This is a genomic window from Nitrobacter sp. TKz-YC02 (assembly GCF_049852135.1).
GTDB lineage: Bacteria > Pseudomonadota > Alphaproteobacteria > Rhizobiales > Xanthobacteraceae > Nitrobacter > Nitrobacter vulgaris.
Genome location: NZ_CP180728.1, coordinates 3,213,260 through 3,236,938, shown reverse-complemented (window position 1 = coordinate 3,236,938; position 23,679 = coordinate 3,213,260). Strand labels below are relative to the sequence as shown.

Here is a 23,679-nt window from a genome sequence, read left to right as displayed (position 1 = left end):
CGACGGCGAGGGGCAAGATCCAGCTTTACGCGGCTGGCGAACGTTTGTTTCCTGACGCAGTGTCACAACCTGACGCGTCATGGCCATGGTCACATGAGAGCTCGGCTGATCGCCTCGTCGAGCCGCGACAAGCCGGATTGAAGATCTCCCTTGAGATGCACGCGAAGCGCTCGCCGTCCCCGCCGGGTGAGCACATCGAAATCGCCGCGCGCCTGCGCAGCCTTGATAATACTGAAGCTCGTTTTCCGGCCGGGGATCTTCAAGTCCCGTGGGTCGTCGGCGGTGATCTGAAGAAAAACGCCGCTGTCGGGACCGCCTTTGTAGGCCTGACCAGTCGAATGCAGGAAACGTGGGCCGAACTCGGCACAGGTGGCGACTTTCTTCCGGTCGCGAACGGCGAGGCGCATCCGTTGTAGGTTACCGATGTGTTCGTCATCGCGCGCGACGTAAGCCAGAAAGGCGACATAATCGCCGGGCTCTGCGCGCGCGAGATGCGCCTTGAGCCACGAGGATAGCTCACCGTCGCCGCCCTTCTCGCGTAACGCGCGCGCATTCTCAGCGTCGGTGTAAAGATCGAAGCCGGCGGCGGAAATCGCGGGTTCTTCCTTGGGAAGCCTGCCCGTTTTCTCGAAGGCTGACGTCAATTCGCGAGTCCTGACCTTCGCAGCTTCGACGTCAGGCTGATCGAACGGATTGATGCCGAGAACCGAGCCGGCGACCGCGACGGCCATTTCGAACCGGAAAAATTCCTGACCGATCTGATCGACCGAGTTCATCACGATCCGGACCACCGGATGTCCGGCGCTCTCGAGCGCGCGCAATTTGTCATCATGAGCGGCATCCTCTTCGTCTGCCGTGCGGATATCGATGAAGAAGCGGTCATTACCGTAAAGGTTCGCATCGGCGAGTGGTTCGCCGTCGATCGGGATCAGGCCCTTGCTCTCCTTGCCGGTCGATTCGGCGATCAGTTGCTCGGCCCATGCGCCAAAATCAGCGATTTTCGGAGACGCCAGAATAGTGACCTTGTCACGGCCTTTGCGTCCCGCGAGACCCATGGCTAATCCGAGCTGGACGCCAGGATTGTCATGCGGTGGGACCTGGGCGCCACAGGATCGCACCATGACGAGTGCATTCTCGAGCAATCCTGTCACATCGATTCCCGCCGTGGCCGCCGGGACCAGGCCGAAAGGAGACAGGATCGAATAGCGGCCGCCGATTGCGGGATCGCCGTGGAAGGTGCGCGCGTAGCCGAGCTTCGCCGCTTCCTCGTCAAGCGAGGACCCCGGATCGGTGATCGCGATGAAGCGGTGGCCGGCTTTGTCGGCGCCGATGGCCTTGGCCACCCGCGCATGAAAATAGTCTTTCAGTGCATTTGGTTCTGTCGTTCCGCCGGACTTGCTGGACACGATGAAGACAGTCCTGGCGACGTCGATCGCGGTTTCAAGCGAGCGAATCTGGGCGGGATCGGTTGAGTCCAGCACATGTAGTTTCGGGAAACCTGCTGCCTTCGGAAAGGTCTTCGCCAGCACCTCCGGACCCAGGCTTGATCCGCCCATGCCGAGGACGACCGCGTCGGTGAATTTTTGCTTCTTCACTCGCCGCGCGTAGTCCTCGTAGTCAGCCGCCCGATTAAACTCGGCGGCAGGACTCGTCAGCCAGGCCAGCCATTTGTCTTCGTCCGCGCCGGTCCACACCGACTTATCCTGCTGCCATAGCTTGCGGACGGTGCCGGCGGCTCGCCAGTCATCCGCCTCTGCTTCGACGGATTTCGCCATGGCGGGGTCCAGCGACAAGGTCTGTCGGTCGATGGCAGAACCGAGAATCTTTTCCCGCTTCCGGGCGACGGCGCCGAGCAATTTGTCGGCCGCGTCCGCGAACAGCCGCACGCCCTCTTTCACGAGGTCCCGGGTGATCGCATCGAGCGAGATTCCGGCTTCCGCGAGCACGGTGAGCACTTGCCGTGCGTCATCCAAACTTTCTTCGAGGCTATCGCGCGGCTTGCCGTGATCGCGGAAGGCCTCAAGGGTCGCCGGCGGCACGGTATTGACTGTGTCTGGACCGATCAACTCCTCAACGTAGAGGACGTCACGGTAGTCCTTGTTCTTGGTCCCGGTCGAAGCCCATAGCAGCCGCTGCGGTCTGGCGCCCTTGGCTTCCAGCTTTTGCCAGTCTTCACCGGCAAACAGCCGCTTGTAATCTTGATAGGCGAGCTTGGCATTGGCAATCGCGACCCGGCCCTTGAGCGCGGCAAGACGCGCTTTCTCAGCAGGATCGTTGGCTTGCGCGATCTTTTCGTCGAGCTGCTTGTCGGCGGCGCTATCGATCCGGCTGACGAAGAAGCTGGCGACGCTTGCAACATGCGCGGGATCCCCGCCATTTCGGACATATTCTCGAAGTCCGGCCTGATACGCCTCAGCCACCTCGACGTAGACCTTTTGGGAGAACAACAACGTGATGTTGATGCTGATGCCCTCGGAAATCAGGTGACGGATCGCGGGCAGGCCGTTCGGTGTCGCCGGCACCTTGATCATCAGGTTTTTGCGGTCGACGGCCTTCCACAGCCTCTTAGCTTCGGCAATCGTCGCCTTGGTATCGTCCGCAAGATACGGCGAAACCTCAAGACTGACGAAACCATCCGCGCCATGGAGCCGATCGTAGACCGGCCGCAACACGTCGGCGGCGTGCTGGATGTCCTCTACGGCGAGCCGCTCGTAGAGATTGGCAACCGATCGGTCGCCGTTTTTCAGCAGGCTGACTATAGCGCTGTCATATTCGTCCGAACTCCCGATTGCCTTCTCGAAAATTGAGGGATTGGAGGTAACCCCGCGTATTCCGTCGTTCTCGACAAGATGCTTCAAATCACCCTTGTTTATGAAACCGCGCGCAAGGAAATCGAGCCAGATGGCCTGGCCGTGGTTCTGGAGTTCACTGACAGGGTTCATGATGTTCTTCTTTGTTCGAGGACGCGCGCCGTTTCGGAAAATTCCCATAACCCGCTGCAAGCCAGGTTATGTCGACATGACGAAGAAAAGATGGCCTGATCAAGAGCGGGACTCGGTGCTAACGTTTGAGGCGGAATATTGATCCGCGTATGGATTACTAGGAGCTTGAAACGGGACGGACGCAATTTTGCGACAAATAAAGCCTATTGCAGTGCAGGCTTGTCGTTCGATAAAAACTTGTGAGAACGGCGGACTCAAGGCCCACCCGTTATGGATTGTTCATGCCCCGATATTTTTTTAACACCCGCATCGGAAGCGACCTGATTCTGGATCCGGAAGGCGAGGATTTGCGCGATCCCGACCAAGCCTGGCGTGCCGCTCGAACGACGATCCGCGAAATTCTCAAGTCGGACGGTGAGCAGAAGGCGATCCTCAATGCAGTGCTGGAAGTGACCGACGACACCGGTGAAATCGTCCTCGAATTTCCGTTCACCGAAGCCATCCTGGACCAGGTCAGCCGGTCCTCCACGCGGCATTGACCGGCACGGAACGGTCGGCCGGTTGTAGCTTGATTGAAAGGTTGTTGAATGGCCAGCGTCTTTGATTTCTGCGCGAACACGCTGGCCGGCGAGCCCTGCGCGTTGAGACAGTTCGAAGGTCGCGTCCTTTTGATCGTGAACACTGCGAGCGCCTGCGGCTTCACGCCGCAATACAAGGACCTAGAGGAATTATATCGCGCGATGAATCCGCGAGGATTTTCCGTTCTTGGCTTCCCCTGCAATCAGTTTGGCAAGCAGGAGCCGGGGTCATCGACTGACATACAGCAATTCTGCGACAGCAAGTACGGCGTGACCTTTCCGATGTTTGAAAAGATAGATGTCAACGGGGCGGACGCGCATCCGTTGTTCAAGCATCTGAAGAACGAGAAGCCGGGTCTGCTGGGCGAGTCAATCAAGTGGAATTTCACAAAGTTTCTCGTGGACCGGCAGGGGAGGGTGGTTGCTCGCCACGCTCCGACCACCAAACCCAAAAAACTAACGGAAGAAATCGAGGCCCTGCTTTGACCGACCAGACCGCGAATGACCGGCTGCCCGACCGTTTGTCGACCGATCCGCGCAGCGCCTATTACAACGCAGAGATTCTGTCGCGCGATATCGGTATCCGTTTCAAGGGTGTCGAAAAGACCAACGTCGAGGAGTATTGTGTCAGCGAAGGCTGGATACGTGTTGCCGCCGGCAGTGCCAAGGATCGCCACGGCAATCCGCTGACCATCAAGCTCAGCGGCACGGTTGAACCCTACTTCCGGACTGGGGGGTAGGATTTGTTCCTATCGGCACGGCTTTGGGCATACGTGCAGCACAGGTCCTCCTCGCTTGCTGTGGGTTCACGCTGTAAGCAGGCCTAGCTTTCCCTCCGGTCGTTTCCGAAATTCAGCCATGCCCATCGCGATTCCGTCGTGGCTCCTGCCGATCCTGATGCTGTTTTGCTCGAACGTTTTCATGACGTTCGCCTGGTATGGGCATCTGAAATTCAAGGAAAGCCCGCTTTCTCTGGTCATTCTGGCCAGCTGGGGTATCGCGTTTTTTGAGTACTGGCTCGCGGTGCCAGCCAATCGCTGGGGCAGTTCGGTCTATTCGGCGGCCGAGCTCAAAACCATTCAGGAAGTAATTACACTTGTCGTTTTCGCTGGCTTCTCCGTGCTGTATCTGAAACAGCCGTTGAGCTGGAATCACGGTCTGGGCTTTGCGTTCGTTGCCCTCTGCGCATTTTTCATTTTTCACAAGTGGTGATTGCGCACTGTGGCGCGGCTAGATTAGCTGTATCCGCTGCAATTCAATGATTTCCTGACGCTCGATCGCTGTTTGATCGGCAAAGCCGCGCACTCGCTGCTCGCAGCGCCAGGCGTTTCCGTCGTGCGTGATCGAGAACAGGTTGTAGGCGGCAGGCGGATAATGCCGATGCGGCATCGCGGATGCCGACGGCACACCGATGGCGGGAATGCGACCGTTTGGTCCCTCGAACCACATGGTCGAATGGATATGATCATGGCCGTGAAGGATAAGATCCACGCCGCGCCGCTTCAGAAGAGCCAGAAGTGCGTCGGCATCCGTCAGTCGTTTGTACGAATCTTTCGAAGACAGCGGATGGTGGATCAGCAGCACGCGAAAGTTCGGGTCGCTTTCAAGTTGCGAGAGCCCACGATCCAGCGCATCGAGCTGGTCGGACCCCAGCCGCCCTGTGGCCATGAAGGGACCCGTCGGCACCGACGAAGACACGCCGATCAGAGTCAGCGGTCCTCTGCGTCGCAGGAACGGAAAGGAAAGCGGCGTCCCTTCGCGGACGCTATCGCCGCGCATATATTCCTTCCATTCGGAAATCTGTTTTTTCGTCGGGCGAACGTAGGCATCGTGATTGCCGGGCACGAGGGTGACGTCGTGCGGAGTGCCGACGTTGCCCAGCCATGCGCGCGCCTGCGTGAACTCGTCCGGAAGTGCGAGATTGATGAGATCGCCGGTGACCGCGATGTGGTCGGGCGATTGCGCCTTGATATCGGCGACCAGAGCGTCCAGCACATCGCGCCGATGGATGGCGTGCCGGCCGCGCTTCCAGTTCAGATAGCCAAGCGCGCGCTTGCCTATGAGTTGATGCAGGCGCGGCGGAGGCAGCGGTCCAAGGTGCGGATCGGACAGGTGCGCGAGCGTGATGGTCGTCATCAGGGGCTGCCGATCAAAGCGCCGGCGAGGAGTGTCATCGTGCCGCCGTCTGCGATCTTGAATGTTGCCCGCCGCGAGGGCGAACCTCTGTCCCTGGCATGAAGCTGCTTCACTTTTACCTCGTACCCGGTATCTCGTACCCGGGAATATTCTGAAGTTTTGGCAAGAGCACCGCTAGGATGCAAGCGATCATGCAAGAGCGAGTCGTCGCGTCGCGGATTCGGGGGCTAAGCGTCATGAATTTCCACCGTCTGCGGTGCTTTTGCGAGCCCGCGTTACGCCGGCTATTTCACCTGTACTTCCGGTTCGCCCGCGGCATGACGCTCGGCGTGCGCGGCGTGGTGCTCGACGCCGACAACAGGGTCTTTTTGGTCAAGCATGGCTATGTGGCGGGCTGGCATCTGCCCGGCGGCGGCGTCGAGGTCGGCGAGACGTCGCGTATGGCGCTGCAACGCGAACTCATTGAAGAAGGGCGAATCGAAATACACGGCGAACCGGCGTTGCACGGCATTTTTTTCAACAGCCACGTTTCGCGGCGCGATCACGTCGCTGTCTATGTCGTCAGGGACTTCCGGCAGGATCGCAAGCCCGAACCAAATCGGGAGATCATCGATTGCGGTTTTTTCGCCGTCGATGCCCTGCCGACCGAGACCACGGCCGGCACGCGGCTCCGAATCGCGGAAGTCCTTCATCATGAGCCGCCGGTACTCACCTGGCGCAGGTGATCGGCCCGGCCGCAATCGGCGGCAGGCGATGGACCGCGCCCGTGACAGATGCTATCCGCCTCCTCATGTCCGATCTCTCCCTCACTCTCCTGACCGAAACCGTCAATGACGCGCAGGCTATCGAGCGTCTGCACGAACGCACCTTCGGTCCCGGTCGTTTCGTGCTCAGCGCTTACCGCCTGCGCGAGCATGTTGATCATTTGCTAGACCTCTCCTTGACCGCCCACATCGGCACACTGCTGGTCGGCTCGGTTCGATTGTTGCCGGTCTGTATCGGCGACACGCCGGCGCTGCTCCTCGGTCCGCTGACGGTCGAGCCGCCGTTCCGTGGCCGCGGCATTGGCCGCGCGATGCTCGAGCGCGCGCTCGGCGACGCGAAAGCGAAAGGGCACCGTCTCATCGTGCTTGTCGGCGACGAATCCTATTACGGTCGCGTCGGTTTCAAGATGATCCCGAAAGGAGAGGTCGACATGCCAGGTCCGGTTGACCGGGCACGCCTGTTGGTATGCGAGCTGGCTCCTGGTGCGTTCGACGGAGTTTCGGGCATGATCCGGCCTGACTGGACGTTCGCGCGGGAGGGGGCGGACCAGAGCAAATAGATTTGAATTCAGTATTTCACATTTGCAAATAGCCGCACGTTCAGCCCCGGCAGCAACACTTGGTCCTTGTTGAAGGCGACGGCATTGCGAATTTGCTCGTTCAGCAGATTGTCGCCGACCAGGCCGATGGTTACCGGCTGCCCGCCCAACCAGTTGTTCACGGGCAGCTTGGTCGTATAGCTGACCTCGGCTCGCAGCCGGTTGTAGCCGGGGGTCGGCGTCTCGACGCCGCTCACGTCGTTCTGTGCGAAGGCATGGAGCAGGTTGATGCGAGCCAGCCAGTTGGCGTCGCGGTAGTAGATACCTCCTCCCAGACGCTGCGGCGGAATTCGCGGTACGTTGGAGCCGTCCGTGAAGGTCGCGCGGACAATGTCATACTGTCCCTCGATGCCGAAGAGGCCGTTCCACACCGGCAGAACGTCGTATTGAAACTGGAATTCGCCGCCGCGGAAAACGGCATCGGTTTGGGAGTAGATGGCCTGCTTCAATTCCAGACCCGGTCCGGCCACGCATGCCGTTTCGTCGCAGGTGTTGCCGGTCAGGCGCCGGTAGATGAAGCCGTTGAACCGCGTATAATAGCCGGTCAATTCGAACCGCAACGGCCCCGTCGCTCGGCGTAATCCGGCCTCGATCGACTTCGCGGTCTCGATGCCGAGATTCGGATTGCCGATGTCATAGGTTATCGTTGCATCATGCACGCCGCGGGAGAATAGCTCCGCTGGCTTCGGCGCGCGTTCGACGTATTGTCCGGTCAGGCTCGCCACAAGATTCCAGGGCAGGTTCTGAATCAGACCGACACTGGTGCTTTTTGGCGTGAAGTTCAGGGCCCGCGGCGTTGCGGCACCGATCACGCTCGGATCGACGGTGAGGTCGAACAGTTCGGGCATGGTGCTCGGGGTTGAGCCGTTGAGGTTCACGTGTTCGATCCGACCGGCGACCTGTGCCTTGGTCGTGTCGCTGAACGTGAACTCGTTGAAGATATAGCCAGCGAACCGTCCATTGCTGTTCGGATCCCACAGGCCGTTGAGCGGGCTAAACGGATCGTCGGGACTCGGCGCGGTCAGTTCCTGGTGCGACCCCTGGACGCCGATCGCGGTTGTCAGAGCAGCGAAGCGCAGGTTGGTCTGAGCGAATTGCACTTCCATCCGGCCTTCCTGCTCCTTGTTGGTGAACGTCTGGCGAACGCCGTCGCTGGCCGGATCAGCTGCGTCGGCAAGGGCGAGTTCATTGTGCTTGTAATCGGTCGCGCCAACCCAGAACCGAATGGCATCGATTGCCGTCGCATCGGGCCGATATTCGCCTTTTGCGGTGAATTTGGTCTGATGCGCGTTGATCCGGGTGCCGAGCTCTTCGCCTTCCTGGCCTGGAATGTGATACAGGCTGTTGTTCTGCGTGATCGCGGCCCCGAAGAATCCGCCGTCGAACAAATACGAGCCGCCGACTGAAGCTCCATTGGAGTCGGTCGCGGTGTTTTTCTGCACGCCGCCGGGGATCGCATAGTCCTCGGTCCGCCGCGCGAAGGCGTCGGCGTGAATCGCCACGTTGTTGCCGCCGGCATCGAGCAAAATCGCGCCTTCACGACCGTTGTTCACGCTCGAGACCGCTCCTCGTGTCTCTACGTTCACGCAGCCAGGGGGAGTCGGCAGTTGCGGCGCCTTGACGGCATAACCGTAGGTTTGCGTTGTCAACAGCGCTGCACATGGCGTGGTTTCGGGAATGCGATTGTTGCTGGCGCTGACCATTCCGCCGATGGCCGTCGAACCGTAACGCAGCGCCGCCGGGCCGCGAATGACCTCGACCTGATTGGTCGAAAGCGGGTCAATCGGCACGAAATGGTCCTCGCCGAGATCGGACGCACCGTTGCTTCCGATACCGTTCTCCACGATGCCGACGCGATTGACGTCGAGGCCGCGGATGATGGGCCGGCTCGATGCGCCGGGGGCGAAGGATGAGCCGGTGATGCCCGGCTTGTTGTTGAGCAGGTCGCCCAGCGTCGCGGCCCCGTTGCGCCGAATCTCTTCGTTGGTGACGACGGTGACGGTCGCGAACTGATTGGTCACGATGGGCAACGTGCCCTGCAGATTGGCGGGAGCCGCCGGCGCCGTGGTGCGGGCTACCTCGGGTTGCCGAGGCTTAGAAGTCCTGGTCGTGCCGCGGTGGGCCCTGCGTACGGGTGTCGTCTGCGTCGGCCGTGCGTGGCGTACGATCGGACTGGGCGCGTTGACCACGATTCCGGGCAAAGCTGTCTGGGCGAAAACGTCATCGGGGATCGCCATGGCAAGGGCCGGAAGCGACGCTGCGCCGAGGCGCGCGATTGCAAGAAAACGACGGGATGAAACGGGCATCTGGCTAGTCCTGACACGGCCGGGCATTCCGCACACAGGCGTTCGTGGGCCGTCAAATTCGATAAACAAACTTGCGGAGTTCGTCGGCAAATGGCTGCGCGGCGCGCGCCGGCCCGTTGCCGGATCGATGTCAGGACGAAGGAGGGGCGCGTGGCTGGAAGGCGATAGGCCGCGATTCGAGGTGATTGAACTCGGCTTCGGTGGCCAGGTATAGGAAGCGATAGGCGTCAGGCAGCAGCAAAACCGGGGACCCGGTGAATATCACTGAGCCCGCGAGCACCATAACGGCGCAAACCGCGCAGTAATCGCAGTCCCGATCGTGATTTGATGCCGGTCCGGCCGGACTCGTGGCCGGCGCCTTGGCGGAATCGCTGACGATTGCATCTCGGGTTGCGAGTGTCTTGTCAGCCGCGATCCCGCCGGCGTCGCTGGCCTGCATCGAGATGGAGGAGGCCGCGAGCACCGCTGCGCCGTGATGATGTCCGAACGACAGAACAAACTGGATCGCAAGCGCGAGCAGCGCGATCCGCGATCCGTGTTTGATGTTCGACCGGAACCACTTCATTGCAACGTGTCCACGCCTTCGCGGTATCTCAGACGTTACAATATAACATCCGGGTTCCGGCCGGATGTCAACGGCGACCTACTGGGACGGTCCAAAGATGTGGTCGCCAGTGCGAGACTGTGTGGTTTGTGCAACGGATCACAAGAGTGGATTGGAGGTCAGCGTCCTTCCCGAAGCCAGGTTGCGGCAAAGGCGCCCAGCAGCAACAGCAGGCCGATCACTCCGGCGAACACAGGCAGCACGCCGACGCCGCGGACCACGCTGGCATCACGAATCCGCACGCCCAACCAGCCCTCGCCGCGAAACACGCTGGAGGCACGCACCGGAACGATGCGCGGAACGTCGATGCTCGAGCCGTCCGCGATCCGCCGGGCGTCGCCACCGCTGGCTTGCGCGAGCGGCTTAATCTCGTCCAGGGTTGACGTAACCGCCGAGAATTCCTTCGGATTGGCCGGGCCGACATTGACCAGAGCTTTCAGCGTGCCGTCGGTCGCTTGCCATAATCCGAGTTCGTCCGCCATCAATCCCGCTTCCCACAAGCCGGGTTCGGCGGCCTTCAGTAACAGTTCGCGAGTCTTGCCGGAGGGCGAGGTCACGGTGACCGGAGTGACGGTGTCGGCCATGGTCTGGCGCTGCACGAGGAGATCCTTGCCGTGAACTTTAAGTCGCAGCGTCTCTTCCTCGAGTTCGGGCTGTTTCATCAGCCAGTGCGACATCCGCCGGAGCAGATCGAGATGCGGGCCGCCGCCCTCATAGCCCCGTGCCCACAGCCAGATATGATCCGACAAAAGTAGTGCCACCCGGCCGTCGTCATAGCGCGACAGCAATAGCAATGGCTGGCCGTCGGCACCGGTCATAACTGGCGACACCGAAACGTTGCGGGTGTCGACTTCGCGGAAAAATCGGCTCCAGTGCGGCGGATCACTCGCGGAGCCTTCGAGCCCCCGGGTGACAGGATGACGCTTGCCGGCGTCGCTCAGCCGAGCATGGAAAGGCTTTTCAGTGACGCCGACCGGTTCGGCGGGCAGCACGGTGTCCAGCGGCGTCCGCCAGATGCTGGTGGTCGAGGCATAGTCGGGGCCGGCCGAAACCAGCACCGCGCCGCCCGCGCGCACGTAACGCGCGATATTGTCGAAATAGGCGGTCGGTAGCACACCTTGGCGCGCGTAGCGGTCGAAGATGATGAGCTGAAATTCGTTGATCTTCTCCTGAAATAGCTCCCGCGTCGGAAAGGCAATCAGGGACAGTTCGTGGATGGGCGTGCCATCCTGCTTCTCGGGCGGACGCAGAATCGTGAAGTGAACCAGATCGACGCTGGGGTCCGACTTCAAAAGGTTGCGCCATGTGCGTTCGCCCGAATGCGGCTCGCCCGATACCAGTAGCACGCGCAGCTTGTCGCGGATGCCGTCGATCGGCACCACGGCGCGATTGTTGACCGGCGTCAGTTCGTCCGTTAGCGGCGAGACTTCGATCTCGACGATGTTCTGCCCGGCATGTTTGATGTCGACATCGACGTTGACGGTTTCCCCGCTCAGAACGGTACGCTCGCTGATGACTTCGCCGTCGCGGCGCACCACTGCTTTCGCGCGCTCGCCGCTGACGCCCTGGTCTTCGAGTCGATACGTGACGGTCTGGGTCTGGCCGACAATGCCGAAACGCGGCGCGGCGACAATTGCGACGCGGCGGTCGCGTTCGTCCGTGTGGCCGGTGATCAGGGCATGGACCGGCGCCTTAAATCCCAAGGCAGAGACGTCGCCCGGAATGTCGTGAACGCGCCCGTCGGTGATCAGGAAGGCGCCGGCAACGCGGTCGGTCGGCACATCTGACAGGGTCGAGGAAAGTGCCGAGAACAGCTTGGTGCCGTCGGTCTCGCCGTCCGCATGGCCTGCATCGACGACGCGGACTTCAAGTCCCTTGATCTGCTTGAGGCGGTCAACCAGCGCTTCGCGTGTCTTCGCGGCCTGATCGGTGCGGTCGCCGAAATTCTGGCTCGGGCTTTTGTCAACGATGACGGCGGCCACCGAGGACAGCGGTTCGCGCTCCTCCCGGGTGAACGACGGATTGGCGAGCGCGAGCAGGATCAGCGCCAGCGCCGCCACCCGCACCGCCGTGCCGCGTGCGCGGCCGACCAGGAGCAGCACCGTGATCACGACAATCGCGGCGGAGGCGCTCCACAGCACGATCATGGGAACAAGGGGGGTGAAGGCGATGCCGTACTGCATGCTGCGGTCCTATTGCCCCAGCCGTTCGATCAGCGCGGGAGCATGAACCTGATCGGCCTTGTAGTTGCCGGTCAGCGTATACATCACGATGTTGACCCCGGCACGGAACGCGAATTCGCGCTGACGCGGTTCGCCCGGCGAGAGCGGCAGCATCGGTTGGCCGTCGGGACGCATGGCCCAGGCGCCCGCGAGATCGTTCGAGGTGATGATGATCGGCGAAACGCCGTCGCCGCCGCGCGCCGGCCGTGAGCCCGCTTCGTCATCCTCATTGCGCGGCAGGGCCTCGACCCAGGTCTGGCCGGTGGTGAAGCGACCTGGAAAATCGTGCAGGAGATAGAACGTCTTGGCCAGCACATGCTCGTGCGGCACCGGCTCGAGCTCGGGGATGTCGAGCGACGTCAGGATGACGCGCAGTTGTTGCATCCCAGGCGTTCGGGATTCGCCATCCGGCCCCGGCAGCGCATCGATCGCGTCTCGGGTGTCGAATAGAATGGTGCCGCCCTGCTTCATGTAGGCGTCGATCTTATCGAGAGCGTTTTGCGGCGGCTTCGGCGCGCCCGGCACGATGGGCCAGTATATCAGCGGGAAGAATGCCAGTTCGTCGCGCGCCGGATCGACGCCGACCGGATCGCCGGCTTCAAGCGCTGTGCGTTGCGCCAGAAACAATGTAAGCCCGCTCATCCCGGCCTTGACGATGGAGTCGACCTCCGGGTTGCCGGTCACGACATAGGCGAGCCGGGTCTGGGAGGTGGCTTTCGTGGCAAACTCATCGCTGGCGCTGTCGGCGCGCGAAAATGAAGGCGCCATCGCCATCATCGGCAGAGCAAGCGCGACGACCAGCGCCGCTTGAGCCGCGCGGCGACGCAGCAGCATGGCTATGCCGCCGCCAAGCAGCGCCACGATGACGGCGTCGGCCAGAAACAGCGCGAGCGCCGAGGACAGCAGTATACCTCGCAGATCATGCGGTTCGGCGTTGGTGAAACTCGCCCGTCGCGCCGTCAGGTTCGAAGTGTCGAGTGGCACGATCCGGTCGGTCGCCGCCAGCGTGTTGACAGCAATCGGCCCGTCGGCCGGGCCGTAGAACCCCGGTGGATGCTCGATGGTGCCGCGGCCGCGATAGTCGACCCGCAAGGGTTTGACGGAGGCGGGTGGGGGGCCGAACGCGCCGAAACCGTCGAGCGTCCGCAGCGGCGCGATGGTTTCCGCCTTGGCATCAACGTTTGCGGTTCTGCCTGTGTTCTCGGTGTAGCCGGAAACATCCACGATACGCCGCAGCATCTCGACGAAAGTGCCGGACATCGGCAGATCGGACCAGCGCATGTCGGCGCTGATGTGGAATAGCGCCAGCAGGCCTTTGCCGCGGCGCTCGCCGGTCACCAGCGGCGTTCCGTCGACGAGGGAGGCCCAGCTTTTGGCCGCCAGCCTCGCATCCGGTTCGGCGAGTACTTGCCGGTTGACGGTCACGTCATTCGGCACCGGAAGCGCCGCGAACGGTCCGTCCGCGGCGAAGGCGGCGAGATGCTGCGGGTTTTCCCAGGTCATGCTGCCACCGAGGCTGCGGCCGCCGTGCCGCAATTTTACGGGAACAAGATCGTCGTCTGCCTGCGCCAGGCGCGGCCCCGCGAACCGCACCAGCACGCCGCCATGTTTGATCCAATCGTCGATCCGATGGCGCAGTTCCGGGGACAGCGCTCCAACGTCGGCCATTACGATCATTGACAGCTTCTGATCCAGAAATTGGGTGATGATCTGCTGCGGGGCTCCTTTGTCGCCGAGCCGGACATCGGCGAACGGCGCCAGCGCGCGGCTCAGGTAGAAAGTCGGTGCAAGCAACGGCTGCGCCCTCTCGGTGCTCGATCCGCTGACCACGCCGATGGCGCGTCGGCGCCAGCGCTTGTCGAGCAATTGCACCGCGCCCGCCGATCGCTCCCCCGCGATCTCCAGCCGGGCGATATCGTTGCGCAACTCCAGCGGCAGGTCGAACGCAGCTTCTGTTTCACTATCCTGAGGCGCAAACGCATATTGCGTCTCGCCGATCGGCGCCCCTTTCTGGTCGAGCGCACGGACAACCCCGGCGGCCGGGCCGTTCGCGTTAGCGCGCAGCACCTTCACGGTCATCCGGGCCGCGGCATTTTCCGCCGCGGTCAGCGCGCGCGCAGGCAGCGTGCCGCCTTCGACGATGGTGAGGGAACGGTCGCCGACCACCTCGCGAAGTCCGTCGACGAATTCCGTCCCACGCCCGCTGTCGATGCCATCGGTCAGCCACGCGATATCGCTGTCGCCCGTCGCGTTCAGGAAGTGTTTAAGCGCCGGCAGCGTTTCGGCGCGGTCGACCGCGAACGGCTTCGGAGCAAGCTGCCGTAGCGTGACGCGCGCGGTTCCGGCGGGCATCAGCGTGATGTCCTGCGCCGGGTCCGACAAGGGCACGATAGCAACGCCCCGCCGATTGCTGTCGGCCTCAGTGATCAGTTGATCCGCCGCCTTGATCCGCATCTCCCAGCTCGATGCGGTGCTCCAGCCATCGTCGAGCAGGATCGTTAAGGGCGCGGTGCTACGGGCTGCGCCAGTGTTAGGATTCCACACGGGACCAGCGGCAGCGAGAATCACCAGCGCCGCCGCCGCAAGCCGTAATGCCGTCAGCCACCACGGCGTGCGCGAAGGCGTTTCTTCCTTCGGTGCGATATCGAACAGCAGTCGTGTCGGCGGAAAATCGATGCGCCGCGGGCGCGGCGGCATCACACGAAGCAGCCACCATAGAAGTGGCAGGCTGAGCAGGCCGAGCAGCATCAGCGGTTGCAGGAATGACAGCGGAAGCACCGACATCATGCGGTGGGCCCCGCTTTGGCCGCGATGACGCCGCTTCCTCTGCTCGCCATCATGCCGCCGTGGAGGAACAACAGCAGGTCCGCCGCGGACCGGTCGGTGGTGTGGGTTGAGAACAGCCAGTTGAGCGTTCTGGTCTCAGAGCGAATCTGGTCGCGATGCAGCGCCACCCGCGCGACGTAGTCTCCGGCCCATCGTTCGGCGCGGCCCGCAGTGATGGCCCGCCCGTCTTCGGGTTCGACGAATTCGACGCGCCCCGAATAGGGAAATGTCTCCTCGGCGGGGTCGACGACCTGTAGCAGTGTGCCGTGTGCCCCGGAAGCCGACAATCCGGCCAGCATGGTCCGGATATCGGCGATCGGTGACCAGAAGTCCGACAGCACCACGATCTCCGACCGGGCTGATGGCACGAACGAGGGCGGCAGACTGGCGCGCGCGAGATCGTCATGGAGCATCGCCTGGGCTATTCTGTCGATGACGTTGCGGTTCGCGGTTGGATTTATCAGCCCGGGAACGCCGACGCGTTCACCGCCGGCCACCAGCAATTCAGCCAGTGCGAAGGTAACGATCAAAGCGCGCTCGAGCTTGCTGTCGCGCGCATTTCGGGAGGCAAAGGCCATCGACGCCGAACGATCGGGCCACACCCACACGGTGTGCGCGGCCTCCCACTCATGTTCGCGGACGTAGAGATGATCATCGCGCGCGGAACGACGCCAGTCGACGTTTTGCGACGGCTCGCCAGAGACAAAACGGCGGTATTGCCAGAAGCTTTCACCCGAACCGGCGCGGCGGCGGCCGTGCAGGCCGTGAATCACATTGGCGGCGATGCGACGGGCTTCCAGCACGAGACGCGGCAGCGACGCCGCCAGCGTGCGGCTTTCACCATCGGCACGTCTGACTGCTTCGATTTCCTGCCTGACGTGCCCGGCTGCTGCGACCATCAACCGATCCGCGTTTTAAGTTGTTTAATGACATCGGAAATCGTGCGACCTTCGGCACGGGCCGTGAAAGTCAGCGCCATGCGATGCTTGAGCACCGGCTCGGCAAGGTCGAGCACGTCGTCAATCGACGGTGCAAGACGTCCGTCGAGCAGCGCGCGAGCGCGCACGGCCAGCATCAGCGACTGGCTGGCGCGAGGCCCCGGTCCCCACGCGATCAGTTTTCCGATTTCGCCGCTCTCCGGTCCGGGGCGCGCCGAGCGCACCAGCGACAGGATGGCTTCGACCACGCTGTCGCCGACCGGCAGCCGCCGCACCAGCCGTTGCGCTGTGAGCAGGACATCGGCGTTCATCGCGGCTTTCGCCAGGGCCTCCTCGGCGCCGGTGGTCTCGAACAGGATGCGGCGTTCCGCGTCGCGATCCGGATAGTCGACATCGATCTCCATCAGAAAGCGGTCGAGTTGCGCTTCCGGCAGCGGGTAGGTGCCTTCCTGCTCCAGCGGGTTCTGCGTCGCCAGCACATGAAAGGGTTTGGGCAGGTCGTGGCGCACGCCGGCGACGGTGATGTGCTGCTCCTGCATAGCCTGCAATAGCGCTGATTGCGTGCGCGGGCTGGCGCGGTTGATTTCGTCCGCCATCAAAAGCTGTGCGAATACCGGTCCGGCAATGAAGCGGAACGAACGCTTGCCGATGCTGCTCTCGTCCAGCACCTCGGCGCCGAGGATATCCGACGGCATCAGGTCCGGCGTGAACTGGATGCGCTTGGCGTCGAGTCCGAGCGTCACGCCGAGCGTCTCCACGAGCTTGGTCTTGGCAAGGCCGGGAACGCCGATCAGAAGCGCATGCCCCCCGGAGAGGATGGTCACCAGCGTGTTTTCGATCACCCGGTCCTGACCGAAGATGACGGTGGAAATCGCATCCCGCGCCGCGCGAATTTGCCCGGCGACTTGCTCGGCCGAACGGACGATCACGTCTTCGAGTTTCTCGACACTCTTGTCCGAGTCCATAGCCATCCGTCACTCCTTGCGCGAGGCTACGCAATTTGCGTCGTCGCGCCATGAACTGTTAAACATACGCAAACGGCATGTATTCATTGAACTAAACTATTCCCACAATATCTGATCTCTCGAGCTATGAGCGGCATCACGAAGCGGCGAATGATCGCGTCGCTTTCGATGCCAGATCCGCACCTAGTGCCTCGATTCCGAAGTTCGTATGTTCTTGCAGCGACTTTTTAATCCGAATTTCGGAATCAAAGGGGCACTAGCAACCTTATGATTCTAGTGCGGTTTGGGTTCAGAAGTTCGCTTGACGGACCTGCCGGGAGAATGAAGCGAACTTCTGAACCACCACGCTAGTGGTCCGATTCTAACGTTCGCATCCCGTTTCAGCAGGTGTTTTTACGAACGTTAGAATCGCAGGACCCACTAGCAACTATAGGTTTCTAGTGGAGTTTTGGATTTGACATTCGCATTTCGGTGCCCGCGGCAGATGGGTGGCGAATGTCAAATCCACTCCACTAGTGGGTTGATGTTCCCCTTTGTGGCAGAAGAGGCGACCAGCGTCGGGGTAAACCATGGCGAAGCAAGGGCGGCCCGCTACTCGGACACTGGATGGCCTGACGGCCTCAGCGCGCGATGCCGCGGGCTCGCCCGGCAGCGGTTTGCCGCCAGTCCATCTGTGGAATCCGCCGTTTTGCGGTGATCTGGACATGCGAATCGGCGGCGACGGCACATGGTATTATACGGGAACGCCGATCGGCCGGCCTGCGCTGGTGCGTCTGTTCTCCACGATCTTGAAACACGAGGATGGCAAATACTTTTTGGTGACTCCGGTAGAGAAAGTGGGCATCAGCGTCGATGACGCACCGTTTCTGGCCGTCGAAATGATCGGGAATCGGGACGAAAATGGCCGCTTGCTGAGATTCCGTACCAATGTTGGCGATTGGGTGCCATGCGATTTTGAGCACCGGCTGCGCTTCGAGTGCTCGGAGGGCGGCGGATTGAAGCCTTATCTGCACGTTCGGGCCGGTCTCTGGGCCAAAGTGACAAGGGCGTTGTATTACGATCTTGTTGACATGGGTGAGCAACGGATGGTCGATGGTCAAATGATGTTCGGGGTCGAATCGGGCGGTGAGTTCTTCGCGATGGCGGATGCGGAGCAGGTGAGGGACGCAGGTTGAACGTTCCGATGGTGAAGACAGGCGTCGCGTCCCCCGATGTCAGCACTGAGGCGTTTTTCGACCGCGCACGGGCACGGTTGCGTTTCGATATCCCGCCGGGGCTGACAGACGCCGGCATCGTTCCTTTAACCGGTGACCATGACAATGATGCCGTGCTCCGGACGATCGCTCAGGAAAAGCCGATCCGGCCGGCGGCGGTGCTGATCCCGGTGGTCGCGCGCGAGCAGCCGACCGTGCTGCTGACGCAGCGCACGGCTCATCTTAGCGAGCACGCTGGCCAGATCGCGTTTCCCGGCGGCAAGATCGACGCGTCCGATGCCTCGCCGGTCGATGCGGCGCTGCGCGAGGCGTGGGAAGAAGTCGGACTGACCCGCGACTTTGTGGAGCCGATTGGATATCTTGATCTTTACGGCACAAGTTTCGGGTTCCGTATCCTGCCGACGGTGGCGCGAGTGAAACCCGGATTTGATCTTCGCATCAATACAGATGAAGTGGCCGACGCATTCGAGGTGCCGCTGTCGTTTCTGATGAACCCTGTCAATCACAAACTCGGCCGGAAGCAATTCCGCGGCACAACGCGCTCGTTCTACGAGATGCCGTTCGCCGAACGAAATATCTGGGGCGCAACTGCCGGGATCCTGCGCGTACTGTACGAGCGAGTCTATCTGAAATGATCCGTCCAGTTTTAATGGAACTCGGAATCTTCCTGATTCCGTTCGCGATCTACGCGGCATATTTGATCGCCCACCGTGTGGACTTCATGATCGCCGCCTCATGGCCGCCGCACATCGTCGTGAGGCTCTCGCTAGCGGCGCTGGCGCTGGTTGTCGTCAGCTTCGTTCTGTTGGCGAATTTCTCGGGCTCACCACCGGATTCGACCTATGTTCCGGCGCATCTTGAGAACGGCAAACTTGTGCCCGGAGTCGAGAGGTGAACCCGGCCCGCTCGCTATGCGATGCGGGCTGGCTGAAATCAGGTCCTGCGGCGCGTGTCCTCGCGCTGCTCAGTGGAAACGGCGAGGAAGCGCGGATCGTCGGCGGCGCGGTTCGCAACGCCTTGATGGGTCTGCCCGTGGGCGAAATAGACGTCGCCACCACGGCGCTGCCCGAAGAAGTCATGCGCCGCGCGGCCGCGGCTCGCATCAAGAGTATTCCGACCGGCGTTGAGCATGGCACCGTCACGCTGGTGGTCGAGGGCCGGCCGTTCGAAGTCACGACGCTGCGCGAGGATATTGAAACCTTCGGTCGCAAGGCGAGGGTTTCATTCGGCCGGGATTGGACGCGCGATGCCCAGCGCCGCGATTTTACCATCAACGGTCTGTCCGTCGAGAGCGATGGCACAGTGCACGATCATGTCGGCGGACTCGACGACATCGCCGCTAGGCGGGTGCGCTTTATCGGCGATCCGGATCGGCGTATCGCGGAGGATTACCTGCGCATACTCCGCTTTTTCCGGATCCATGCCGCCTATGGTGGAGGCGAACCCGACCGGGACGGCTACCTGGCCTGCATCCGCGGCCGTACCGGGCTTGCCGCGCTGTCGGCTGAACGCATGCGGGCGGAAATACTGAAGCTCGTGGTCGCGGAGGGCGCCGTGGAGGCGCTGGTGGCGATGGAGGACGGCGGCTTGCTGCTGACCATTCTCGGCGGCGTGGCGTATCGCGGTCCGCTCGCGGCGATGATCGTGGCCGAGCGCACGCTGGAGCTTGCGCCGGATCCGATCCGCCGGCTCGCGGCGCTTGCGGTATCGGTTACCGAAGATGCGCGGCGGGTTGCGCAGCGATTGCGGCTCTCCAATGCCGAGGCGAAACAACTGGACTCGATGGGCCATCGCTGGTGGCGGCTGGGCAGCATGGACGAGGCAACCGCGCGGCGGCGAATCTACCGGCTTGGGGCGCCGCGCTTCCGCAACCGGCTGATGCAGGCCTGGTCGCGGGCTGGCCTCGGCGCCGATCCGGCGCCGTGGCTAAACGTCGCAACCCTGTCGCAGCGCTGGCAGCCGCCGGCCTTCCCTTTGAAAGCCGAGGATTTCGTCGGACGCGGAATCGCGGAAGGTCCGGCGCTCGGACACGTTCTCGCGATCGCGGAAGATGCCTGGCTTGCAGAGGATTTCCCGCTCGATTCCGCGCGACTTTCGGCGATTGCCGATCAGACCGTCGCGCGGTTCACGCGCGATCACCGGCTGTGAGGGCGGCAATATTCCGCTAGAGTGGGATGGGGAAAAGTGGATAGCGGTTTTCCGCCCGCATCCCGCTTCTCGTTCGTGATTTTGAATTGGTTCGGTCCAACCGGATCTAAGGCCATTTCACCTCGGGAGGCATCGACGAGAGGATCGACTCGACGTTGCCTCCGGTCTTCAGCCCGAAAATGGTGCCGCGGTCGTAGAGAAGATTGAATTCGGCGTAACGTCCGCGTCGGATCAACTGTTCCTCGCGATCGGCGGCGGTCCACGGCGTGCTGAAGTTCCGACGCACGAGTTCGGGATAGACCTTGAGCAGCGCTCGCCCAACATCCTGCGTGAAGGCGAGGTCGGCATCCCAGTCGCCGCTGTCATGCCAATCATAGAAGATGCCGCCGATCCCGCGGGCTTCCTTGCGATGCGGCAGATAGAAATACTCATCGCACCAGGTCTTGTATTTGTCGTATGCGGCGATGTCGGCATGGGCATCGCAGGCGGACTTCATCGCCGCGTGAAACGCGAGGCTGTCGGCATCCTCCTGTGTGCGCCGCCGCATCAGCACCGGCGTCAGGTCGCCGCCGCCGCCGAACCATGCTTTCGTGGTCACCACGAAGCGTGTGTTCATGTGAACGGCGGGAATATGCGGATTACGCATGTGGGCGATCAACGAGATGCCCGACGCCCAGAAATTCGGATCATCCGCCGCACCGGGAATCTGCGCGCGAAACTCCGGCGCGAATTCGCCATGCACGGTCGAGCAGTGCACGCCGACCTTCTCGAATAGCCGCCCGTGCATCATCGACATGACGCCCCCGCCCCCGGGTTGGCCGGTGTGGTCGGTACGCTCCCACGGAGTGCGGACGAAGCGTCCTATGTCACCGGGATAGAGCGAAGCGGGCGCGTCGTCTTCCAGCTTTTCAAAAGCCGAGCAGATATTGTCGCGCAACTGCTCGAACCAGGATCGCGCGCGGGCCTTGCGGGTCTCGAGCAGGGAGGCGTCCATCGGATATTCCTTGAGAGACTCTGTCATTGCGAGGAGCTTAAGCAACGAAGCAATCTAATTTCGCTGGTTTTAATTCTGGATTGCTTCGCTGCGCTCGAAATGACAAGTGAGGGTTTCAACTTTCGGGTCCGAAATAGGTGCAGCTTTCGCCGCAACTATCGCGATGTACGCTGACGCGTGTCACGTGTCCTGCGTGCTGGACATGATCCCAGATGAAACGCGCCAGATTTTCCAGCGTCGGCGGGCCAAGTCCTTCGACGTTGTTGAGGAGCTTATGATCGAGCTTGCTCCGGACCTCGCCCATACCGCGCTCGAGCAGGCCGAGATCGAGCACCATTCCGCTCGCGGGATCAGGCTTGCCGCGGACGCTCACCTCGGCGCGGAACGAATGGCCGTGGATTTCCATGCTCGCGGTGCCCAATGTCGTTCCCGGCAGCGAATGCGCGGCCTCGAAGCGGAATGATTTCGTCAACTCCCACATTCCTGAAAACTGCCTCTCATCCAAGTTTGCTCCGCCGGGCGCGATCCTTCAGCCCATCCGCTTTTGAGGTGGATGGGCGGCCTGCAACGAACGCATTTATTCATTCTGTTAGGGATTGATCTACCTTATTCCGATCGTCTTGTGTGTCTGCAGGCTGAGCCGCCACTGCGGATGCCGCAGGCAATAGTCGATGGCGCGCACCGTGTTGTCGGCCACATCCGGCCCATCCATCGGCTGCAAAGAAAACCGTTCGAAGGTGAGATCCTTGAAATCCTCGGGCCGGATATTGGTTTGTGGATAGACGAGCTTGAGTTCGTGCCCCTTGGTGACCAGCAAATCGGCGCCGGCCTTGGGGCTGACGCACAGCCAGTCGATGCCGTCGGGCGGCGCGATGGTGCCGTTGGTCTCGATTCCGATTTCGAAGCCGCGGGCGTGCAGCGCATCGACGAATGCCTTGTTAACCTGCAACAGCGGCTCGCCTCCGGTCAACACGGTGTAGCGATGGGCGGCCAGTCCGATCCATTGCGCGGCAATGGTTTCCGCCAGCGCCTCAGCGGTATCGTAGCGGCCGCCTAGCGTTCCGTCGGTGCCCACAAAATCAGTGTCGCAAAACCGGCAGGTGGCCGAGGCGCGGTCTTTTTCGCGGCCGCTCCAAAGGTTGCAGCCAGAGAAGCGACAGAATACCGCAGCCCTGCCGGCATGAGCGCCTTCGCCCTGCAGCGTCAGAAAAATCTCCTTAACCGCGTAACTCACGAAGACCTTCCCGTTGCGGCCGACCTCGTCTGCCGCAAGGCCTCGCCCACTGCCATAGCCGCCGCCATGGCGACGTTCAGCGAGCGCAGGCCGGGCCTGACCGGTATTACCAGGGTTGCATCCGCGGCCGCCGCAACAGCATCCGGAACCCCGGTGCTCTCACGTCCAAATAGCAAAATATCTGTATCGGCAAAGCGATGGTCCAGATAGGGGCGTGCGCCCTTGGTCGTAAATAACACCAACCGGCCGCCGTCTTCGGCGCGCCATTGATTGAATTTTGGCCATGAATCGTGGCGCACAATGGTGACCTCGTCGAGGTAGTCCATGCCCGCACGACGGAAATGCCGGTCCGAGACCGGAAACCCGGCCGGTTCGATGATATGGGCTTCGACGTTGAGGCACGCACACAGACGGAGAATTGTCCCGGTGTTCTGCGGTATATCAGGTTGGAAGAGCGCGACCCGCATGAGCTCAATGCTTTCCGAGATGGCTTCGTGGCTATGGGCGGATTTGTGCACTGCACGAGTGACGGATAGCGCACTTGCGCTGATCCGGCGAGGGTGCCAATAAAACGGCCGCTCGAAAGACGTATCTCGCCTGGGAGTGGGGTACACCAATAGCAACAAGACGGGCAGCGGATAAGAAAGGGTTGAAATCGTGACGACATCGTCTTCGGCAGGACAAAGCCGCCGTGATTTCCTTTTCGTAGCAACCGGCGCCGTCGCCGCCGTCGGCGCGGCGGCCGTCGCCTGGCCGCTAGTGGCCCAACTTAACCCGGATGCGTCTACGGTCGCCGCCGGCGCCCCCATCGAGGTCGATCTCGCTCCGATCGCCGATGGGCAAGACATCAAGGTGTTCTGGCGCGGCAAGCCGATCTACATCATGCACCGCACCAAGAAACAGATCGAGGAAGCCCGCGACGTCAATGTCGCGAGCCTGCCTGATCCGCAGCCGGATTCCGCGCGCGTCAAGGAAGGCCATGACCAGTGGCTCGTCGTAATCGGCATCTGCACCCATCTCGGCTGCATTCCGATTGCGCATGAAGGGAACTACGACGGATTTTTCTGTCCGTGCCATGGTTCGCAGTACGATTCCTCAGGCCGTATCCGCCAGGGGCCGGCGCCGCTCAATCTTGCCATTCCGCCTTACGCCTTTATTTCCGACAGCAAGATCAAGATCGGATAAGGCCGAAAAGCCCCGAACCGAACG

At 61.8% G+C, this 23,679-nt stretch carries 23 protein-coding genes; 11 read left to right on the top strand and 12 right to left on the bottom strand.

All coding sequences use genetic code 11. The features are described from left to right. Nucleotides 1-89: 89 nt before the first annotated feature. Nucleotides 90-2,942: a bifunctional transaldolase/phosoglucose isomerase gene (locus ACM561_RS15560; protein ID WP_425906193.1), complete on the bottom strand. Its 2,853-nt coding sequence runs from the start codon at nucleotides 2,940-2,942 to the stop codon at nucleotides 90-92. Nucleotides 2,943-3,223: 281 nt separating this feature from the next. Between ACM561_RS15560 and ACM561_RS15555 the strand changes: the two genes are divergently transcribed. The 4 genes from ACM561_RS15555 (at nucleotide 3,224) to ACM561_RS15540 (ending at nucleotide 4,732) form a co-directional block, all read left to right on the top strand. After that, nucleotides 3,224-3,481, top strand: coding sequence for a DUF6894 family protein (locus ACM561_RS15555; protein WP_425906191.1), 258 nt, complete (start codon nucleotides 3,224-3,226; stop codon nucleotides 3,479-3,481). 48 nt (nucleotides 3,482-3,529) lie between these two features. Then, the gene (locus ACM561_RS15550) at nucleotides 3,530-4,006 is read left to right on the top strand and encodes a glutathione peroxidase (protein WP_425906189.1); all 477 of its coding nucleotides are present in this window, start codon (nucleotides 3,530-3,532) and stop codon (nucleotides 4,004-4,006) included. After that, complete coding sequence (locus tag ACM561_RS15545; protein WP_425906188.1) at nucleotides 4,003-4,260, top strand: DUF3297 family protein; 258 nt, start codon at nucleotides 4,003-4,005, stop codon at nucleotides 4,258-4,260. The genes ACM561_RS15550 and ACM561_RS15545 overlap by 4 nt, the downstream gene beginning before the upstream one ends. Before the next feature lie 118 nt (nucleotides 4,261-4,378). Next, the gene (locus tag ACM561_RS15540; protein ID WP_425906186.1) at nucleotides 4,379-4,732 is read left to right on the top strand and encodes a DMT family protein; all 354 of its coding nucleotides are present in this window, start codon (nucleotides 4,379-4,381) and stop codon (nucleotides 4,730-4,732) included. Nucleotides 4,733-4,750: 18 nt separating this feature from the next. Here ACM561_RS15540 and ACM561_RS15535 read toward each other — a convergent pair whose 3' ends face one another. After that, entirely contained in the window at nucleotides 4,751-5,656 is a 906-nt protein-coding gene (locus ACM561_RS15535) for a metallophosphoesterase family protein (protein WP_425906184.1), read from the bottom strand. 236 nt (nucleotides 5,657-5,892) lie between these two features. On the opposite strand from ACM561_RS15535, the gene ACM561_RS15530 reads away from it, so the two are divergent. Both ACM561_RS15530 and ACM561_RS15525 read left to right on the top strand, forming a co-directional pair. Then, nucleotides 5,893-6,381 (top strand): NUDIX domain-containing protein, encoded by a 489-nt coding sequence (locus tag ACM561_RS15530; protein ID WP_425906182.1) that lies wholly within the window; start codon nucleotides 5,893-5,895, stop codon nucleotides 6,379-6,381. A 65-nt stretch (nucleotides 6,382-6,446) separates the two neighbouring features. After that, complete coding sequence (locus ACM561_RS15525) at nucleotides 6,447-6,980, top strand: GNAT family N-acetyltransferase (RefSeq protein WP_425906180.1); 534 nt, start codon at nucleotides 6,447-6,449, stop codon at nucleotides 6,978-6,980. An 8-nt stretch (nucleotides 6,981-6,988) separates the two neighbouring features. On the opposite strand, the gene ACM561_RS15520 is transcribed toward ACM561_RS15525, so the two are convergent. From ACM561_RS15520 to ACM561_RS15495, 6 genes are all read right to left on the bottom strand, one after another. Next, on the bottom strand, nucleotides 6,989-9,325 hold the full coding sequence (locus tag ACM561_RS15520) for a TonB-dependent receptor (RefSeq protein WP_425906178.1): 2,337 nt from the start codon (nucleotides 9,323-9,325) through the stop codon (nucleotides 6,989-6,991). A 130-nt stretch (nucleotides 9,326-9,455) separates the two neighbouring features. After that, nucleotides 9,456-9,890 carry a DUF2946 domain-containing protein gene (locus tag ACM561_RS15515; RefSeq protein WP_425906177.1) on the bottom strand — a complete coding sequence of 145 codons (435 nt, stop codon included), beginning with the start codon at nucleotides 9,888-9,890 and terminating at the stop codon, nucleotides 9,456-9,458. A gap of 158 nt (nucleotides 9,891-10,048) precedes the next feature. Continuing rightward, nucleotides 10,049-12,112: a hypothetical protein gene (locus ACM561_RS15510; protein WP_425906175.1), complete on the bottom strand. Its 2,064-nt coding sequence runs from the start codon at nucleotides 12,110-12,112 to the stop codon at nucleotides 10,049-10,051. Between the two features lie 9 nt (nucleotides 12,113-12,121). Beyond that, nucleotides 12,122-14,935, bottom strand: a complete 2,814-nt coding sequence (locus tag ACM561_RS15505; protein WP_425909781.1) for a DUF4159 domain-containing protein — start codon at nucleotides 14,933-14,935, stop codon at nucleotides 12,122-12,124. Beyond that, nucleotides 14,935-15,876, bottom strand: coding sequence for a DUF58 domain-containing protein (locus ACM561_RS15500; RefSeq protein WP_425906174.1), 942 nt, complete (start codon nucleotides 15,874-15,876; stop codon nucleotides 14,935-14,937). The genes ACM561_RS15505 and ACM561_RS15500 overlap by 1 nt, the downstream gene beginning before the upstream one ends. Continuing rightward, a complete protein-coding gene (locus ACM561_RS15495; RefSeq protein WP_425909780.1) occupies nucleotides 15,876-16,880 on the bottom strand; it encodes an AAA family ATPase in 1,005 nt (334 codons plus the stop codon). The genes ACM561_RS15500 and ACM561_RS15495 overlap by 1 nt, the downstream gene beginning before the upstream one ends. Before the next feature lie 569 nt (nucleotides 16,881-17,449). Between ACM561_RS15495 and ACM561_RS15490 the strand changes: the two genes are divergently transcribed. Genes ACM561_RS15490 through ACM561_RS15475 form a run of 4 tightly spaced genes read left to right on the top strand, consistent with a single transcriptional unit; the run spans nucleotide 17,450 to nucleotide 20,242 of the window. Beyond that, the gene (locus tag ACM561_RS15490) at nucleotides 17,450-18,055 is read left to right on the top strand and encodes a DUF1285 domain-containing protein (RefSeq protein ID WP_425906173.1); all 606 of its coding nucleotides are present in this window, start codon (nucleotides 17,450-17,452) and stop codon (nucleotides 18,053-18,055) included. Nucleotides 18,056-18,063: 8 nt separating this feature from the next. Beyond that, a complete protein-coding gene (locus ACM561_RS15485) occupies nucleotides 18,064-18,729 on the top strand; it encodes a CoA pyrophosphatase (RefSeq protein WP_425909779.1) in 666 nt (221 codons plus the stop codon). After that, entirely contained in the window at nucleotides 18,726-18,989 is a 264-nt protein-coding gene (locus ACM561_RS15480) for a DUF6111 family protein (RefSeq protein ID WP_079447629.1), read from the top strand. The genes ACM561_RS15485 and ACM561_RS15480 overlap by 4 nt, the downstream gene beginning before the upstream one ends. Then, nucleotides 18,986-20,242 (top strand): CCA tRNA nucleotidyltransferase, encoded by a 1,257-nt coding sequence (locus tag ACM561_RS15475; RefSeq protein WP_425906171.1) that lies wholly within the window; start codon nucleotides 18,986-18,988, stop codon nucleotides 20,240-20,242. The genes ACM561_RS15480 and ACM561_RS15475 overlap by 4 nt, the downstream gene beginning before the upstream one ends. A gap of 106 nt (nucleotides 20,243-20,348) precedes the next feature. Here ACM561_RS15475 and hemF read toward each other — a convergent pair whose 3' ends face one another. The 4 genes from hemF to ACM561_RS15455 all read right to left on the bottom strand — a co-directional run bounded on the left by hemF (nucleotide 20,349) and on the right by ACM561_RS15455 (nucleotide 22,937). Then, the gene (gene hemF / locus ACM561_RS15470) at nucleotides 20,349-21,263 is read right to left on the bottom strand and encodes an oxygen-dependent coproporphyrinogen oxidase (RefSeq protein ID WP_425906170.1); all 915 of its coding nucleotides are present in this window, start codon (nucleotides 21,261-21,263) and stop codon (nucleotides 20,349-20,351) included. Nucleotides 21,264-21,351: 88 nt separating this feature from the next. Continuing rightward, nucleotides 21,352-21,717 carry a 6-carboxytetrahydropterin synthase gene (locus tag ACM561_RS15465; RefSeq protein WP_425909778.1) on the bottom strand — a complete coding sequence of 122 codons (366 nt, stop codon included), beginning with the start codon at nucleotides 21,715-21,717 and terminating at the stop codon, nucleotides 21,352-21,354. Nucleotides 21,718-21,837: 120 nt separating this feature from the next. Continuing rightward, the gene (queE, locus tag ACM561_RS15460) at nucleotides 21,838-22,470 is read right to left on the bottom strand and encodes a 7-carboxy-7-deazaguanine synthase (protein ID WP_425906168.1); all 633 of its coding nucleotides are present in this window, start codon (nucleotides 22,468-22,470) and stop codon (nucleotides 21,838-21,840) included. Then, a complete protein-coding gene (locus ACM561_RS15455) occupies nucleotides 22,467-22,937 on the bottom strand; it encodes a tRNA (cytidine(34)-2'-O)-methyltransferase (RefSeq protein WP_425906167.1) in 471 nt (156 codons plus the stop codon). The genes queE and ACM561_RS15455 overlap by 4 nt, the downstream gene beginning before the upstream one ends. A gap of 190 nt (nucleotides 22,938-23,127) precedes the next feature. Between ACM561_RS15455 and petA the strand changes: the two genes are divergently transcribed. Beyond that, nucleotides 23,128-23,655: a ubiquinol-cytochrome c reductase iron-sulfur subunit gene (petA, locus tag ACM561_RS15450; protein ID WP_079447625.1), complete on the top strand. Its 528-nt coding sequence runs from the start codon at nucleotides 23,128-23,130 to the stop codon at nucleotides 23,653-23,655. Nucleotides 23,656-23,679: the final 24 nt, after the last annotated feature.

What these genes read in the sequence shown, in the direction of transcription:
- ACM561_RS15560 (WP_425906193.1), bottom strand. Translation starts at nt 2,942, where the DNA reads ATGAACCCTGTCAGTGAACTCCAGAACCACGGCCAGGCCATCTGGCTC.
- ACM561_RS15555 (WP_425906191.1), top strand. Translation starts at nt 3,224, where the DNA reads ATGCCCCGATATTTTTTTAACACCCGCATCGGAAGCGACCTGATTCTG.
- ACM561_RS15550 (WP_425906189.1), top strand. Translation starts at nt 3,530, where the DNA reads ATGGCCAGCGTCTTTGATTTCTGCGCGAACACGCTGGCCGGCGAGCCC.
- ACM561_RS15540 (WP_425906186.1), top strand. Translation starts at nt 4,379, where the DNA reads ATGCCCATCGCGATTCCGTCGTGGCTCCTGCCGATCCTGATGCTGTTT.
- ACM561_RS15535 (WP_425906184.1), bottom strand. Translation starts at nt 5,656, where the DNA reads ATGACGACCATCACGCTCGCGCACCTGTCCGATCCGCACCTTGGACCG.
- ACM561_RS15530 (WP_425906182.1), top strand. Translation starts at nt 5,893, where the DNA reads ATGAATTTCCACCGTCTGCGGTGCTTTTGCGAGCCCGCGTTACGCCGG.
- ACM561_RS15525 (WP_425906180.1), top strand. Translation starts at nt 6,447, where the DNA reads ATGTCCGATCTCTCCCTCACTCTCCTGACCGAAACCGTCAATGACGCG.
- ACM561_RS15520 (WP_425906178.1), bottom strand. Translation starts at nt 9,325, where the DNA reads ATGCCCGTTTCATCCCGTCGTTTTCTTGCAATCGCGCGCCTCGGCGCA.
- ACM561_RS15515 (WP_425906177.1), bottom strand. Translation starts at nt 9,890, where the DNA reads ATGAAGTGGTTCCGGTCGAACATCAAACACGGATCGCGGATCGCGCTG.
- ACM561_RS15510 (WP_425906175.1), bottom strand. Translation starts at nt 12,112, where the DNA reads ATGCAGTACGGCATCGCCTTCACCCCCCTTGTTCCCATGATCGTGCTG.
- ACM561_RS15505 (WP_425909781.1), bottom strand. Translation starts at nt 14,935, where the DNA reads ATGTCGGTGCTTCCGCTGTCATTCCTGCAACCGCTGATGCTGCTCGGC.
- ACM561_RS15500 (WP_425906174.1), bottom strand. Translation starts at nt 15,876, where the DNA reads ATGGTCGCAGCAGCCGGGCACGTCAGGCAGGAAATCGAAGCAGTCAGA.
- ACM561_RS15495 (WP_425909780.1), bottom strand. Translation starts at nt 16,880, where the DNA reads ATGGACTCGGACAAGAGTGTCGAGAAACTCGAAGACGTGATCGTCCGT.
- ACM561_RS15490 (WP_425906173.1), top strand. Translation starts at nt 17,450, where the DNA reads ATGGCGAAGCAAGGGCGGCCCGCTACTCGGACACTGGATGGCCTGACG.
- ACM561_RS15485 (WP_425909779.1), top strand. Translation starts at nt 18,064, where the DNA reads ATGGTGAAGACAGGCGTCGCGTCCCCCGATGTCAGCACTGAGGCGTTT.
- ACM561_RS15480 (WP_079447629.1), top strand. Translation starts at nt 18,726, where the DNA reads ATGATCCGTCCAGTTTTAATGGAACTCGGAATCTTCCTGATTCCGTTC.
- hemF (WP_425906170.1), bottom strand. Translation starts at nt 21,263, where the DNA reads ATGACAGAGTCTCTCAAGGAATATCCGATGGACGCCTCCCTGCTCGAG.
- ACM561_RS15465 (WP_425909778.1), bottom strand. Translation starts at nt 21,717, where the DNA reads ATGTGGGAGTTGACGAAATCATTCCGCTTCGAGGCCGCGCATTCGCTG.
- ACM561_RS15455 (WP_425906167.1), bottom strand. Translation starts at nt 22,937, where the DNA reads ATGCGGGTCGCGCTCTTCCAACCTGATATACCGCAGAACACCGGGACA.